Here is a 14347-nt window from a genome sequence, read left to right as displayed (position 1 = left end):
TCGCATCCTTCGGATTGGAAAAATTCAGCCGGAAACCGGCAATCGGGGAGGATAGATCATGGGTTACAGTGGTATCGAAGATCGCAAGAAGATCGAAAGCGAAATGCCTTGGGCGGAACGGGATGTGCCCAAGACGCTGTATGGGCTGATCGACCGCACCGCGACCAGGTTTCCGGACCACAAGGCGATCAGCTATCAGATTCTGTCGGGGCCGAAAGACAAGGCAGAGACGTTTACCTGGACCCAGCTGAAGGACAAGGTCAGCCAGACGGCCAACCTGCTCCGCTCTCTCGGGGTCGGGCCAAAGGACGTGGTGGCCTATGTCATGCCCAACTGCAACGAAACCGTGCTGGCATTGCTCGGCGGGGGCGTGGCAGGCATCGCCAATCCGATCAACCCGCTGCTGGATGCGGACCAGATCGGGTCGATCCTGCGCGAAACGGGGGCATCGGTCGTGGTCACGCTGCGGCCCTTCCCCAAGACCGACGTGGCCCAGAAGACCGCCGAGGCGGTCAAACAGGCGCCCGGCGTGCACACGGTGCTGGAGGTGGACCTGGTGCGTTACCTGACGCCGCCGAAATCCTGGATCGTGCCGCTGATCCGGCCCAAGGGGATGGTGGGAAATCAGGCCAAGTACCTGGACTTCAACGCCGAGATCGCGAAGCAGCCCAAGGAGCTGACATTCGAGGATGTGCAGGAGGACCGGGTCGCCTTCTATTTCCACACCGGCGGCACCACCGGCATGCCCAAGGTCGCGCAGCACCTGTATTCCGGCACCATCTACAACGGCTGGGTCGGCTCTGAACTGCTGCTGACAGAGGACGACGTGATGTTGTGCCCGCTGCCGCTGTTCCACGTCATGGCCTGCCAGGTGATGCTGCTGGGCGCGCTGTCGTCGGGGGCGCATATCGTCTTCCCGACACCGCAGGGCTACCGGGGCGAAGGCGTGTTCGACAACCTGTGGAAGCTGGTGGAACGCTGGAAGGTGACATTTGTCGTCTCGGTGCCCACCGCGCTGGCAGCGACGATGCAGCGCCCGGTGGATGCGGACATTTCGACCGTCAAGACAGCGTTCTCCGGTTCGGCCCCGCTGCCGCTGGAACTGTTCCGCCGGTTCGAGAAGACAACCGGCATGACCATCGTCGAAGGCTACGGCATGACCGAGGCGACCTGCCTGGTGTCGGGCAACCCCATCGACGGGGTGAAAAAGGTCGGCTCCATCGGCATTCCCTTTCCCTATACCGAGGTCAAGATCGTCAGCAACGGCAAGGAACTTGGCGTCGACGAGATTGGCGAGATCTGCGTGTCGAACCCCGGTGTCTATGTCGGCAACACCTATACCGAGACGGAAAAGAACAAGGATCTCTATTACGAGGGGCGGTTCCTGCGGACCGGCGATCTGGGCCGGATGGACGCGGACGGGTATCTGTGGATCACGGGCCGCTCCAAGGACCTGATCATTCGCGGCGGTCACAACATCGACCCCGCCGAGATCGAGGAGGCGCTGCTGGGCCATGACGCGGTCGCCTTTGCCGGGGCCATCGGCCAGCCGGACGCCCATGCGGGCGAGTTGCCCTGCGCCTACGTCGAACTTGTCGAAGGCTCGGAAGTGACCGAGGAGGAACTGCTGGCCTATGCCGTCGACAAGGTGCATGAACGCGCGGCGCAGCCCAAGCACATCACCATCATGAAGGAGCTGCCCAAGACGGCGGTGGGCAAGATCTTCAAGCCCGATCTGCGCAAGGACGCGATTACGCGGATTTATGACGCGGCGCTCAAGGACGCGGACTGCGCGGCGCGGGTGGACCATGTGGTGGACGACAAGAAGCGCGGCCTGGTGGCCAAGGTCAGCATGAACGGCGCCTCCAACGACGCGGTCGGCGCGGTTCTCGACAGCTTTACCCGGCCCTGGGACCCTGCGTGAGCCAGCCTGACTACCGGACACTGATCGACGCCGAGACCTGGGCCTATATCGAAAGGCTCGACGCGGCCTATCCGCCGGATGCGGTCGATCTGTCCATCGAGGATCAGCGGCGCGTCTACGATGCGATGTGCCGGATCTTCGACCAGGGCAGGCCGCCGGGTATCATGGTGCGCGACCTGCCTTATGGCGCCGTGCCCTGCCGCATCTACGAAAAGACGCCCACGGACGTTACGGTGGTCTATTACCACGGGGGCGGCTTCGTGGTGGGCGGGCTGGAGAGCCACGATGACGTCTGCGCCGCGCTCTGCGACCGGACGGGGTACCGCGTGATCTCAGTCGATTACGGGCTGGCGCCCGAGACCGTCTTTCCCGGCTGTTTCGACGATGCCTATGCGGCTTTTACGGGCATTGCGCGGGTGCATCCGGGGCCGCTGATCCTGGCGGGGGACAGCGCGGGGGGCAACCTGGCCGCCGCTGTGTCGCATCAGGCGCGGCAGGGCGCGAAGGGCCGGATCGTGGGGCAGGTGCTGATCTATCCCGGTCTGGGCGGCGACTGGGGGCAGGGGTCCTACGTGGAACATGCCGAAGCGCCCCAGCTGACCCTGGCGGACATGGCGTTCTATCAGAAGGTCCGCACCGGCGGGGCCGAGCCGCCCGTGGATGACCCGCGCTATGCGCCGCTAAGTGACAGCGACTTTTCCGGTCTGCCACCCAGCGTGCTGATCACGGCGGAATGCGACCCGCTCGCCAGCGACGGCGAGGCCTACCGCGACAAGCTGCGCGCCGCGGGCGGGCAGGCGGTCTGGTTCAACGAGCCGGGGATGGTGCATGGCTGCCTGCGGGCGCGCAGCATGTCGTCGCGTGCCGCGGTCTTCTTCGACCGGGTGGTCGAAGGGATCGCCGCGCTGGGGCGTGGCGACTGGCCCTATGGGAAGGTTCACGGCTGACCCCGCGCGGGCACGACGCCCGGGCGGCGGCGTTCAGCCGAGAAAGCTTTGCGCCTTCATCGTATCGGCCACCGGCGCGCCCAGCCGGTGCAGGATCGTGGGTGCGAGCTGCAGCTGGTCGATGACGGTATCGGGGCGCGGCCCCTCTGCCGGACCGAAGTAGTAGAGCGCCGCATCCTGTTGCAATTCGCCCCGGCCCCCATGATGGCCCCGGTCGTCCTGCCCGTGATCCGCCGTCACGATGATCTCGTAACCCGCGTCCATCCATTTGGAAATGAAGGGGGCCAGCATCTCGTCCATGACCGCGCAGGCGTGGTCCATTTCCTGGCAGTCGTGGAAGAAACGGTGCCCCATGCTGTCCAGCGTGCAGGTGTGCAGCATGCCGTAGTTCAGCCCGAACCGCAGGCAGAGGTTGGTGAGCGTGGCAAAGAGATCGACGTCGGACGGGGTCATCTGGTTGACATGTCCGTAGCCGGTCATCGTGTGGAACCGTCCGTGGTTGATGGTATCGCTGTCAGGCTCGTCGTACTCGATGTCGCGGACGTAATCGAAGGGGTGGCGGTTGAAGAATTCCGACCAGAAGGAATGCGCCACCGCGCCCGTCACGCCGCCCCCCGCGCGGACCTGGGCAAAGACATCCTTTTCCTTCAGGCGAAAGACGTTTCCGTTGCCGGTACACCCGTGCTGGGCCGGGGCAACGCCGGTGTGGATCGAGGCATAGCAGGAGGCGGAAATCGACGGCAGGACCGCCCGCAGCTTCCAGACCCGCGCATCGCCGGATTGCACCCAGCCTTCGAGGTTGCCGAACAGGCGGCGCCAGTTCCGGTAGGGCACGCCATCAAGGATGATCAGCAGCAGTTTCTTGTCCATGTCGGGGCCTCCGGTGAGTGTTGGGGGGATGGTGGCGCAGGGTTCTTACGGGTGCAACGTCTAACCTGATGCCGCCGGCCGTCAGATCACGGCGCGATCGCGCCCCGTGTGACCGCTGGCGGCACCTGCACCCCACACCCCCGGACTGCCCTCACCACCTGCGGGCCGGGCGCAATGATACGCAATGCGCCGGTCAGGCGTCAGTTCCCGGCGCTTTCCATGCGACGGGTTTCGATCACCTCTTCCAGCCAGCCCAGTTTCATTTCGGGCACGGAACTGAGCAGGAGTTCCGTGTAGGCATCGAAGGGCGGGGCCAAGACCTGAGACTTTGGCCCATAGCGCACCACCTCGCCCTGGAACATCACGGCGATACTGTCCGCGATGGCCTTTACCGTCGCCAGGTCGTGGGTGATGAAGAGATAGGAGACGTCTTCGATCTTTTGCAGCTTGAGCAGCAGTTTCAGGATGCCGTCCGCCACCAGCGGGTCGAGCGCCGATGTCACCTCGTCGCAGATGATCAGCTTGGGCTTGGCCGCAAGCGCGCGGGCGATGCAGACGCGCTGTTTCTGACCGCCGGACAGTTCCGCTGGAAAGCGGTCCTGAAAACCCTCGCCGAGTTCGATCTCGTCCAGCAGTTCCTGGATGCGCTGCTGTTTGGCTTTGCCCTTGAGGCCGAAGTAGAACTCCAGCGGACGCCCGATGATCGTGCCCACGGTCTGGCGGGGATTCATGGCGGTGTCGGCCATCTGGTAGATCATCTGCAGCTCGCGCAGGTCCTCGTAGCTGCGTTGGGCCAGCGCGGGCGACAGGTTGCGCCCGTCAAACACGATCTGCCCCTCATTGGGCGGCAGGAGACCGGTGATCACCCGTGCGAGCGTCGATTTGCCGGAGCCGCTTTCGCCCACGATGGCGAGGGTCTGACCGGGGTGCAGCTCCACGTTCACATCCTTGAGCACGTCGAAATCGGTGCCCCTGTAGCGCGCGGTGATATTCTCAACGCGCAGCAGCGGATTGTCGGTCGGCTTCTTTTCCTCGTGCTTGATCGACCGGACAGAGACCAGCGCCTGGGTGTATTCTTCCTGCGGGTTGTTGATGATCTGGTCGGTGGTGCCGTATTCGACCATCGCACCCTGTTGCAGCACCATGATGTGGTCGCTGACCTGTGCGACGACCGCAAGGTCGTGCGTGATATAGAGCGCGGCAACGCCGGTGTCGGCGATGGCCTCCTTGATCGCGGCAAGAACGTCGATCTGGGTGGTCACGTCCAGCGCCGTTGTCGGTTCGTCGAACACCACGAGGTCGGGTTCGGGGCACAGCGCAAGGGCCGTCATGCAGCGTTGCAGCTGGCCGCCCGACACCTGGTGGGGGTAGCGGTTGCCGATGTTGTCGGGGTCGGGCAGGCCGAGCTTGGCGAACAATTCGCGGGCGCGGGCCTCGGCCTCCTTGCGGGAAAACTTGCCTTGGCGGATCGCGGCCTCCGTCACCTGTTCCATGATCTTTTTCGCCGGGTTGAAGGAGGCGGCGGCGGATTGTGAGACATAGGTGACTTCACCCCCACGCAGGCGGCGGATGTCGCCGACGCGCGTCTGCAGGATGTCGCGGCCGTTGACCCAGACTTCGCCGCCGGTCAGTTCCACGCCGCCCCGGCCATAGGCCATCGTGGCCAGCCCGATGGTGGATTTGCCGGCACCGGATTCGCCGATCAGGCCCAGGACCTTGCCAGCCTCCAGGTCGAAGTCGACGCCATGCACGATCTCGATGTCGCGGGGCCGTTCGCCGGGCGGATAGATTGTCGCGCCGATCTTCAGGCCGCGCACTTTGAGAAGCGGGTCGCTCATCCTCTGCCCCCTTTCAGCGAGGTGGTCCGGTTCAGGATCCAGTCCGCCACCAGGTTGATCGAAATGCACAGGGTGGCGATGGCATAGGCGGGGTAGAGCGCCGCCTGAATGCCGTAGTTGATGCCTTCCTTGTTCTCTTTCACGATGCCGCCCCAGTCCGCCAGCGGCGGTTGAACGCCAAGGCCCAGGAACGACAGGGTAGAGATGAAGAGCACCGCGAAGATAAAGCGCAGGCCCATTTCCGCGACCAGCGGAGACAATGCGTTGGGCAGCGTCTCGCGGAAGATGATCCAGCCGATCTTTTCGCCCCGCAGGCGGGCGGCCTCGACATAATCCATCACGGTGATGTCCACTGCCACGGCACGGGCCAGACGGTAGACGCGGGTGGAATCGAGCAGACCCATCAGCACGATCAGGATCGTGGTGGTTGTCGGCATCACCGACAGCACCACCAGCGCGAAGATCAGCGAGGGGATCGACATGATCAGATCGACGAAGCGCGAGATGGTCTGGTCGATCCAGCCGCCGGAAACCGCGGCGAAGAACCCCAGGACCGATCCGGTGACGAAGCTGAGGATGGTCGCCATCGTGGCGATAAAGATGGTGGTACGCCCGCCGTAGATCAGGCGGGTCAGCAGGTCGCGCCCGATGCTGTCGGTGCCCAGCAGGAACTGGGAGGAGGGCGCTTCCCAGACGTCGCCGACGGTTTCGGCCATGCCGTAGGGGGCGATCAGCGGGGCGAAGATGGCCATGAGGAAGTAGACACTTGTGAAGAACAGGCCGATCATGGCGGACAGGGGGATGTTTTTCATATCGGTGACTTTCGGTGGACGGCATGCGGCGCTGTTGCGCTGGCGCGCAAGTCGCCCCGCCCACCGTCCCGTTTCTGATTGAACGCTACCGGGTGCCTCCCCGCGTCTTTTTGGCTAAAAGACGCTTGGTCGCACGGCGTGAATTTTTTCGGTGAAAAATTCACTTTGGATGCCTCAGCCTTGGATTGGCGAGAATCGACACGATGTCGGCCACCAGGTTCAGCCCGATGTAGACCGCGGCAAAGATCAGCCCGCAGGCCTGCACCACCGGCACATCGCGTTTGCTGACGTGATCGACAAGGTACTGGCCCATGCCGGGATAGGCAAAGACCACCTCGACCACGACGACACCCACCACGAGATAGGCGAGGTTCAGCATCACCACGTTCACAATGGGGGCGATTGCGTTGGGGAACGCGTGGCGGCGGATGATCGTGAGCATCCGCATGCCCTTGAGCTCGGCGGTTTCGATATAGGCCGATTGCATCACGTTCAGGATCGCGGCGCGGGTCATGCGCATCATATGCGCGAGCACCACGAGGGTCAGGACCATGACCGGGATGGCGATGGCGTTCAGTTTCTGGCCCAGCGTCATGCCGTCATTGATGATGGCGACGGAGGAGAACCAGCCCAGCTGGATCGAAATCCAGTAGATCAGCACGTAACCGATCATGAACTCGGGAATTGAGATGGTGGTCAGCGTGATGCCGGAAATCAGCTTGTCCGGCCAGCGGTCCTTGAAGCGGACAGCGAGCAGGCCGAGGAAAATCGCCAGCGGCACGGAGATGGCCGCGGCCCAGAAGGCGAGGAACAGCGTGTTCTTGAGACGGCCTCCAAGGCTTTCCGCGATGTCGCGGCCATTGGTCAGCGCGGTGCCGAGATCGCCTTGCAGGAATCCCCCGAGCCAGGAGAAATAGCGCGACAGGGCGGGTTCGTTCATGCCCAGTTCCGCGCGCAGGTTGGCAAGGGCCTCTGGCGTGGCGGATTGCCCCAGAATGGATTGGGCGACATCGCCGGGCAGGATCGAGGTGCCGGCGAAGATCAGGATCGAGGCCGCAAAGAGCAGCAGGATGCCCAGCGCAAGGCGCTGGGCAATGAGGGTCAGGATCGGATGCATCCGGGCGCGTCCTTACGCGTCCGTCACCCAACACTTGATGTTGGCCTTGTTGTTCATCACTTCGCCATTGGGATCGGTTTCCCAACCGCCGACGTTGTTGGCCACGCCGGAGATGAAGTCGTTGAACATCGGCAGGATCAGACCGCCCTGGTCGCGCAGCATCTGGCCCATTTCGGAATAGATTTCCTTGCGCTTGGCCGTGTCCAGTTCGCCGCGCGCCTCAAGCAGCATCGCATCGAATTCCGGCTTCTTCCAGCGGGTGTCGTTCCAGTCTGCGGTCGACAGATACGCCGTCGAATACATCTGGTCCTGCACCGGACGACCGCCCCAGTAGGAGGCGCAGAAGGGCTGCACGTTCCAGACTTCGGACCAGTAGCCGTCGTTGGGTTCGCGCTTGATCTCCAGCGGGATACCGGCGGCTTCGGCGGATTGCTGGAACAGGGCGGCGGCATCCACGGCACCGGGGAAGGCACCATCGGCGACGCGCAGGATGATCGGGCTGCCGTCGTGGCCGGATTTCGCGTAATGCTCCTTGGCCTTTTCGATGGAATGCTCGCGCTGCGGAATGCTCTCGTCGAACAGCGGATAGCTTTCGTTGATCGGCATGTCGTTCCCGACAGAGCCGTAGCCGCGCAGGATCTTGTCCACCATTTCCTCGCGGTTGATCGCGTATTTCAGCGCCAGCCGCAGGTCGTTGTTGTCGAATGGTGCCGTGTCGATATGCGCGATGAAGACATAGTGCCCGCGACCGGAGGCGGATTCCACCGTCAGGTTCGGCGCACGGTCCAGCAGGCTTGCCACCTTGGGATCGACGCGGTTGATCAGATGCACCTGGCCGGATTGCAGCGCAGCGGTCCGCGCGGTCGCGTCGTTCAGGACCAGCACTTCGGAGAATTCGGCAAAGCCGCGCTTGTCCGGGTTCCAGTAGTTGTCGCGGATCTTGAAGCCGTGGCGCACGCCGGGCTCATCGAATTCGATGGTGTAGGCACCCGTGCCGATCCCCGCGGCGGGATCGTCGATGCCGCCATCGGGTTGGATCATGAGGTGATAATCGGCCATCAGGTAGGGCAGGTCAGCGTTGGGCGTGTCCAGTTCCACGATGAAATTGTCGCCGTCCGCTTTCATGTCCACGATGCCGCGCATGATGCCCAGGGCACCTGACTGGCTTTTCTCGTCCGAGTGGCGCTGCATGGTTTTCAGCACGTCTTCGGAGGTCATGGTCTTGCCGTTGGAGAACTCGATGCCCTGGCGAATCTTGAAAGTCCAGGTCTTGGCGTCGGCTGACGCCTCGACGCTTTCGGCCAGCCAGTTTTCGACGGAACCATCGGGGTTCACCTCGGTCAGGGTTTCCCCCCAGTGGCGGATGTTGGAGAGCGGCACTTCGGATGCGGTCAGTGCCGGGTCCATCGTGTTGGTGGATTCGCCGCCCGATGAGCCGAGCTTGATCGTGCCGCCGCGCTTGGGCGCATCCTGCGCCGCGGCGCGGTCGGCCAGCATGGAGTTGGCAACGGCAGCGGTCACGCCGAGCGCCGCCGCACGGCCAACAAATTCGCGGCGGGTCATCAGGCCCTTGGCCACCTGACCGGTCATGTGTTTCAGCTGTTCGTTCATGTTTTGATACTCCCCATTTGGAATTGGGCGCTTGTTCGCCCGTTTTATTGATTGATGAGTCAAGTTTGCCCATTTCTCGGCATGTCGCAAGGTTTAATACGGCAGTTTCTGTGACGTCAGTGCTACATGTGATCGCGCGGGATGCTGTCCTCGATGTCTCTTGCGTAGATCATCTCGTCGTTTTCATAGGCTTCGATGCGGGCATTGAGGTGAAATGCCGTGGCGCTGGCCGTCATCATGCAGGTCGTTTCCGTCCGCAGGGCGATGTCGTCGCGGACCAGTTCGTCGGTCCAGTGGCACTGCCCGCGCGCCGACAACGGATCGTCGGGATTGATGGTCCAGGCCTCGCGGGCGACCGAGCCGTGGATGAGCCCGTGATCGCAGTCACGGACCGCGCCGAAGTCATCCTCGATAAAGAGGGTGATGTCGCCAGTCACCATGTCGGTTTCGCGCCGGCGGATGTGGGCCTCGGGGCGCAGCTCTTCGGTTTCCCAGGGGTCGGCGGCGGTCGGCGGCTCGAACTGGTGTTCGTCTCCGCCGGGGGTGGGGCGTTGCGGCAGGTCGATGTGTCCTGCCGTCAGCGATAGCCGCGTGGGCGTGGGGCTGGGCCAGATCAGCGGCCAGTAGGCGTCCGAGATCGAGACGCGCAGGTGATGTCCTGCGGGCACGCGGTAGGCGATGTGGTCCAGATCGAGGGTGATTACCACGGGCTCGCCCGGTGTCATCGGGCGGACCGCTTCCGCATCCTCGCGGTGGCTGAGGTTCAGCACGCCGTAGGTGATCCGGGTGGCGGCGCCATCGGGGTGGATGTGGTTCAGCCGCACCGCGATCTGCGCCTGCGGCCGGTCGCTGGACAGGGTCAGGGTGATCCGGGGCGCGCCGACGATGTCGACGTCACGCTCTAGCGGCGCGCTGTCGAAGGTGGTGGAAAGCGCATCGTCACCGCGCTGGTCGCCGGGCAGTTCCGGCCCCAGCCAGATGGCGCAGTATTCGCCTGCATCGGCACCGCAATGGGGCGGGGAGGACACGGTGGCCGTCAGGGGCGCGGCGCTGTCGCACAGGCCGGTGTCGGTCAGGTGCAGCCTGCTGGTCTCCAGATGCGCCGTCGCCCCCTTGGCCTCTGCGATCCAGCGTCCGGGTCGTTCGGTATACCATGTGGCGGGCGGCACGCCGTCCATCAGATACGCCCGGTAATCGGGGTCATTCTCGACACCCGTGTCGATGCCCTTGAGCCAGCGGTCCCACCAGCGCAGCGCCTCCTGCAGGAAGCCGATGCGCGGTTCGGGGATCGCGAAATGCGGATATTTGTGGACCCAGGGGCCGACGATGCCCTTGGCCCCCGGCAGCGCCTCGACCAGTTGCGGTACCGCGTTCTTGTACCCGTCGCCCCAGCCGCCGATGGCCAGCACCTTTGCCTTGATGGCGCTGTAGTCCTCGATCACCGAACCATGCCGCCAATAGGCGTCGCGTCGCTGGTGCCGCAGCCAGAGCGAGGGCAGAAACGGTTCCGCCTCAAGCCGTTCCAGCCACATCTCGCGCCAGTCCTCGCGCAGGGCAGGGTCCGGCGCGCGGCTGGAAAAAGACCACATGGTCGCCCCCCAACCGAGGTTTTCGTTCAGCAGGCAGCCGCCCTTGTAGTGAATGTCATCGGCAAAGCGGTCCACGGTTGAGCACAGGGTGATGACGGCCTTCAGCGGGTCCGGTGCCAGCGCGGCGACCTGCAATCCGTTGAAGCCGCCCCAGCTGATCCCCATCATGCCGACGCTGCCGTTGCACCAGGGTTGTGCCGCGACCCAGTTGATGACCTCGACAGCGTCGGCCTGTTCCTGTGCGGTGTATTCGTCCTCCATCAGGCCCTGGCTGTCGCCGTTTCCGCGCATATCGACGCGCAGGCAGGCGTAGCCGTGTTTCGCGAACCACGGATGGGTCAGCGCATCGCGGGCGCAGGTGCCGTCGCGTTTGCGGTAGGGCAGATATTCCAGGATCACCGGGACCGGATCGTCATGGGCATCTTCGGGGCGCCACATCCGGACGGACAGGCGGCACCCGTCAGACAATGTGATGCCCAGGTCGGGCTCTTCGACGATGTCGCGCAGGCTGTTCTGTGGGGTTTTCATGCGGCCAGACATTCGTGGTGGCGTCGGATTTGTCAACTGTTGCCGGAATGTCGAAGCGTCTCCGGGGGCGGCAGGCGGGGCTGCTTTCAGGGTGGGGCGCTGTGCGGGACCGGCTGCGCCATGCCCTGGCAGGGCCGGCGTCCCGACGCCCCGCGCGCGGCGCCGGCGCGGGATCAATTGCGCGAAACATTTCGGGTCCCGGCCGCGCAGGATGAGCGATTCGGGGGGCTTTGGGGGCACATGAATGCAAAAGAAGACATGTCATTTTTGACATGTCTTCTTTTGCAGGAAGGGCTGCCTTTTGCAGGAAGGGCTGCCTTTTGCAGGAAGGGCTGCCTTTTGCAGGAAGGGCTGCCTTTTGCAGGAAGGGCTGCCTTTTGCAGGAAGGGCTGCCTTTTGCAGGAAGGGCTGCCTTTTGCAGGAAGGGCTGCCTTTTGCAGGAAGGGCTGCCTTTTGCAGGAAGGGCTGCCTTTTGCAGGAAGGGCTGCCTTTTGCAGGAAGGGCTGCCTTTTGCAGGAAGGGCTGCCTTTTGCAGGAAGGGCTGCCTTTTGCAGGAAGGGCTGCCTTTTGCAGGAAGGGCTGCCTTTTGCAGGAAGGGCTGCCTTTTGCAGGAAGGGCTGCCTTTTACAGGAAGGTCTGCCTTTGCAGAAAGGGCGCCTTGTCGATCCGGAAGGGCGGTTTTTGGTGGAAGGGCGGGCTCAATCGGGGCAGGTGGTCAATGTGTCATGGCCCCGGAGCGGCGGACAAGGCAAAGAACCGATCGCCGAACCCGGGGCGCGCCACGTCGCGCGGAGCTCTTGCGCGACACAGCCTGCGATGGCGCATCGCCCGCTCAAGGTGCTTCGGTGTCGAGCCAGATCGTCACCGGGCCGTCGTTGACCAGCGCCACGGACATGTCCGCGCCGAATGACCCCGTCTGCGTTTCGATCCCGAGGTCCTGCACCCGCCGCACGAAATGCTCGTAGAGTGCGCGCGCCGCATCAGGTTTTGCCGCGTAGGAAAAGCCGGGCCTCGTCCCGCGCGAGGTATCGGCGGCGAGGGTGAACTGGCTGACCACCAGCGCCGCCCCTCCGGTCTGCGCAAGGCTCAGGTTCATCCGGCCCTCGTCGTCCTTGAAGAGCCGCAGCTTCGCGATCTTCTGCGCCAGTGCCTCTGCTGTCGCTTCCGTGTCCTGGGGCATCGCGCAGACCAGGATCAGCAGCCCCGCGCCGATTTCGCCAACCCTTTCCCCGGCGACAGTGACCGAGGCGCTGGTGACGCGTTGCAGCAGCGCGCGCATCAGTCCTGCCAGTCCATGATGTCGGAAGGCGTGGCGCGTTCGGTGCGGAACCCATTGGCGGGCGCGTCCGGATCCGCATAGCCGAACGAAATCGCGCAGAGCACCAGCCGGTCGTTGCCGATGCCCAGCAGATCCCTGACCAGCGGCGCATAGGCCGCGATGGCGGCCTGCGGCACGGTGGCGACCCCAAGGGCCGTTGCCGCCAGGGTGAAGGCGGTGACAAAACCGCCGGTATCCATGGCGCCGTAGGGGCCAAGCTCGGCAGGGGAATGCACGATGGCAACATGCGGCGCGTCGAACAGCGCGTAGTTGCGCAGCATCTGCGCCTGGCGCGCCTTGCGGTCGGATTTCTCGATGCCGACCGCGTCGTACAGCTGGAAACCGCAGGTGCGGCGGCGCTCGGCGTAGGCGCCGGAATATCCCTTGGGCCAGGCAAGGTCCGGCTTGGGCGGCGTGCCTTCGGTCGCGGCCTTCGTCAGCGCCGCGCGGAAGCGGTCGGTGGCCGCTCCCCGGGTGACACTGACCTGCCAGGGCTGCGCATTGCACCAGGACGGCACGTGCCGGGCGGCGTCGACGATGCGTTCGACGGTCTCGTCCGGAACGGGATCGGGCAAAAAGGCACGGCAGGAATAGCGCGCCTCCAGGAGAGCGGTCAGTGTGTCGTATTGGGTCATTGCTGTGCTGCCAGGTATCCGATGATTGCCGCGGCGATAAGGCCGAGAATGACGGCGAAGGCGATCTTGACCGCCGAGTAGGGGCGTTCGCCCTGCACCCGGCCGGTCCGGCCATTCACCACGAAGCGGTAGGTCTTGCCGCGGTACTTGTAGGCGGCAAGCCAGACCGGCAACAGGATGTGCTTGAAGGTCAGGTTGCCGAGCTGTGTTTCGATCCCGTGGATGCGCTGCCTGTCGCCACCGATATCGAACCGCACGTCGCGTTCGATCACACGGTCCATGTGGGCGCGGGCCTGGGCAAAGCCGTCCTGCAGCGACACCGAATAGGCTTCGGCCCGGAACCCGGCCAGGTATTCCGGCGCATAGGGTTCCAGCGCGGCCAGGTCCCAGGGCTCCAGCGCGTCGGTGTACCGTTTGGGCAGGGCGGTGGAGGCCAGCACAAGCACATCGTCGAAGAACCGCCTGACCCGGCCCGAGGCAGATTGCCACCGGATCTGGGGGACCTGTTCCTGTACGCGTTTGCCGTCGCGCATGACGGTGCGGGTGACGTAGTAGACGGTGCCGCGTTCGCCCCGGTAGGCCGATTTCGTGTCGGCGTCGTAGGTCCAGTACGGCACATAGATGCCCTGCATGCGCCGCCCCTTGCGCGCGTAGTCCTGCAGCCCGCCGGGGGCAAACCACAGCTGGCCCAGCCAGGTCGACATGGCATCGCGGGCCGCGGATTCGTCCAGCGCAAAGGGCAGGACGCCGCGGGGTTTGATCTGACGGGTAATCCCGGTGTCCACCACCACCGGGGTCGCGCAGAACGGGCATTCCTTGGCGTGTTCGGTGCCGTCGAATTCCACCCGTGCCGCGCAGTTTGGGCAGGTGGTGACGCGGGTTTCCTGCATCTCGCCGGCGTCCAGCGCGGCGGCGAACCCGGCGTCGAGGTCCAGTTCGGCGATGCCCCCGACCCGTGCGCCGACCCCCTCAAGCGGTTGCGTGTTGCCGCAATGATCACAGACCAGTCGACCCCCGCCGGGGTCATAGCGCAGGTCCGATCCGCAGCTTTCGCAGGGAAAGCGGTGCTCGGCCTGCGGGGCGTGTGTCTGCTCGTCCATGATGGCTCCGCTGGCGGTCTCCGCCACAGGTTAGCGTCGTTGCGCGGGGGCTTCCAGA

The 14347-nt window shown here is 64.4% G+C and carries 11 protein-coding genes; 2 read left to right on the top strand and 9 right to left on the bottom strand.

Annotated elements, in window-relative coordinates; translation table 11 throughout:
* Window positions 1-58: 58 nt before the first annotated feature.
* Together FIU94_RS00660 and FIU94_RS00655 are read left to right on the top strand one after the other, a co-directional pair.
* Window positions 59-1924: an acyl-CoA synthetase gene (locus FIU94_RS00660; RefSeq protein WP_152463948.1), complete on the top strand. Its 1866-nt coding sequence runs from the start codon at window positions 59-61 to the stop codon at window positions 1922-1924.
* On the top strand, window positions 1921-2871 hold the full coding sequence (locus tag FIU94_RS00655; RefSeq protein ID WP_152463947.1) for an alpha/beta hydrolase: 951 nt from the start codon (window positions 1921-1923) through the stop codon (window positions 2869-2871). Before FIU94_RS00660 ends, FIU94_RS00655 begins: the two co-directional genes overlap by 4 nt.
* A gap of 33 nt (window positions 2872-2904) precedes the next feature.
* Here FIU94_RS00655 and FIU94_RS00650 read toward each other — a convergent pair whose 3' ends face one another.
* The 9 genes from FIU94_RS00650 to FIU94_RS00610 all read right to left on the bottom strand — a co-directional run bounded on the left by FIU94_RS00650 (window position 2905) and on the right by FIU94_RS00610 (window position 14289).
* On the bottom strand, window positions 2905-3741 hold the full coding sequence (locus tag FIU94_RS00650) for an alkaline phosphatase family protein (protein ID WP_152463946.1): 837 nt from the start codon (window positions 3739-3741) through the stop codon (window positions 2905-2907).
* A 200-nt stretch (window positions 3742-3941) separates the two neighbouring features.
* A complete protein-coding gene (locus tag FIU94_RS00645) occupies window positions 3942-5579 on the bottom strand; it encodes an ABC transporter ATP-binding protein (protein WP_152463945.1) in 1638 nt (545 codons plus the stop codon).
* The gene (locus FIU94_RS00640) at window positions 5576-6391 is read right to left on the bottom strand and encodes an ABC transporter permease (protein ID WP_152463944.1); all 816 of its coding nucleotides are present in this window, start codon (window positions 6389-6391) and stop codon (window positions 5576-5578) included. Before FIU94_RS00640 ends, FIU94_RS00645 begins: the two co-directional genes overlap by 4 nt.
* A 160-nt stretch (window positions 6392-6551) precedes the next feature.
* Complete coding sequence (locus tag FIU94_RS00635) at window positions 6552-7508, bottom strand: ABC transporter permease (protein WP_152463943.1); 957 nt, start codon at window positions 7506-7508, stop codon at window positions 6552-6554.
* Between the two features lie 12 nt (window positions 7509-7520).
* Window positions 7521-9119: an ABC transporter substrate-binding protein gene (locus FIU94_RS00630; RefSeq protein ID WP_152463941.1), complete on the bottom strand. Its 1599-nt coding sequence runs from the start codon at window positions 9117-9119 to the stop codon at window positions 7521-7523.
* A 122-nt stretch (window positions 9120-9241) separates the two neighbouring features.
* Window positions 9242-11236, bottom strand: a complete 1995-nt coding sequence (locus FIU94_RS00625; protein ID WP_152463939.1) for a CocE/NonD family hydrolase — start codon at window positions 11234-11236, stop codon at window positions 9242-9244.
* 832 nt (window positions 11237-12068) lie between these two features.
* Window positions 12069-12515 carry a D-aminoacyl-tRNA deacylase gene (gene dtd / locus FIU94_RS00620; protein WP_152463937.1) on the bottom strand — a complete coding sequence of 149 codons (447 nt, stop codon included), beginning with the start codon at window positions 12513-12515 and terminating at the stop codon, window positions 12069-12071.
* On the bottom strand, window positions 12515-13189 hold the full coding sequence (locus tag FIU94_RS00615) for a nitroreductase (protein ID WP_152463935.1): 675 nt from the start codon (window positions 13187-13189) through the stop codon (window positions 12515-12517). The genes dtd and FIU94_RS00615 overlap by 1 nt, the downstream gene beginning before the upstream one ends.
* Complete coding sequence (locus FIU94_RS00610) at window positions 13186-14289, bottom strand: TFIIB-type zinc finger domain-containing protein (RefSeq protein ID WP_152463933.1); 1104 nt, start codon at window positions 14287-14289, stop codon at window positions 13186-13188. Before FIU94_RS00610 ends, FIU94_RS00615 begins: the two co-directional genes overlap by 4 nt.
* Window positions 14290-14347 lie beyond the last annotated feature (58 nt).

Origin of the sequence: Sulfitobacter sp. THAF37 (genome assembly GCF_009363555.1) — a bacterium.
GTDB lineage: Bacteria > Pseudomonadota > Alphaproteobacteria > Rhodobacterales > Rhodobacteraceae > Sulfitobacter.
This window is presented reverse-complemented; position numbering and strand designations above follow the sequence as displayed.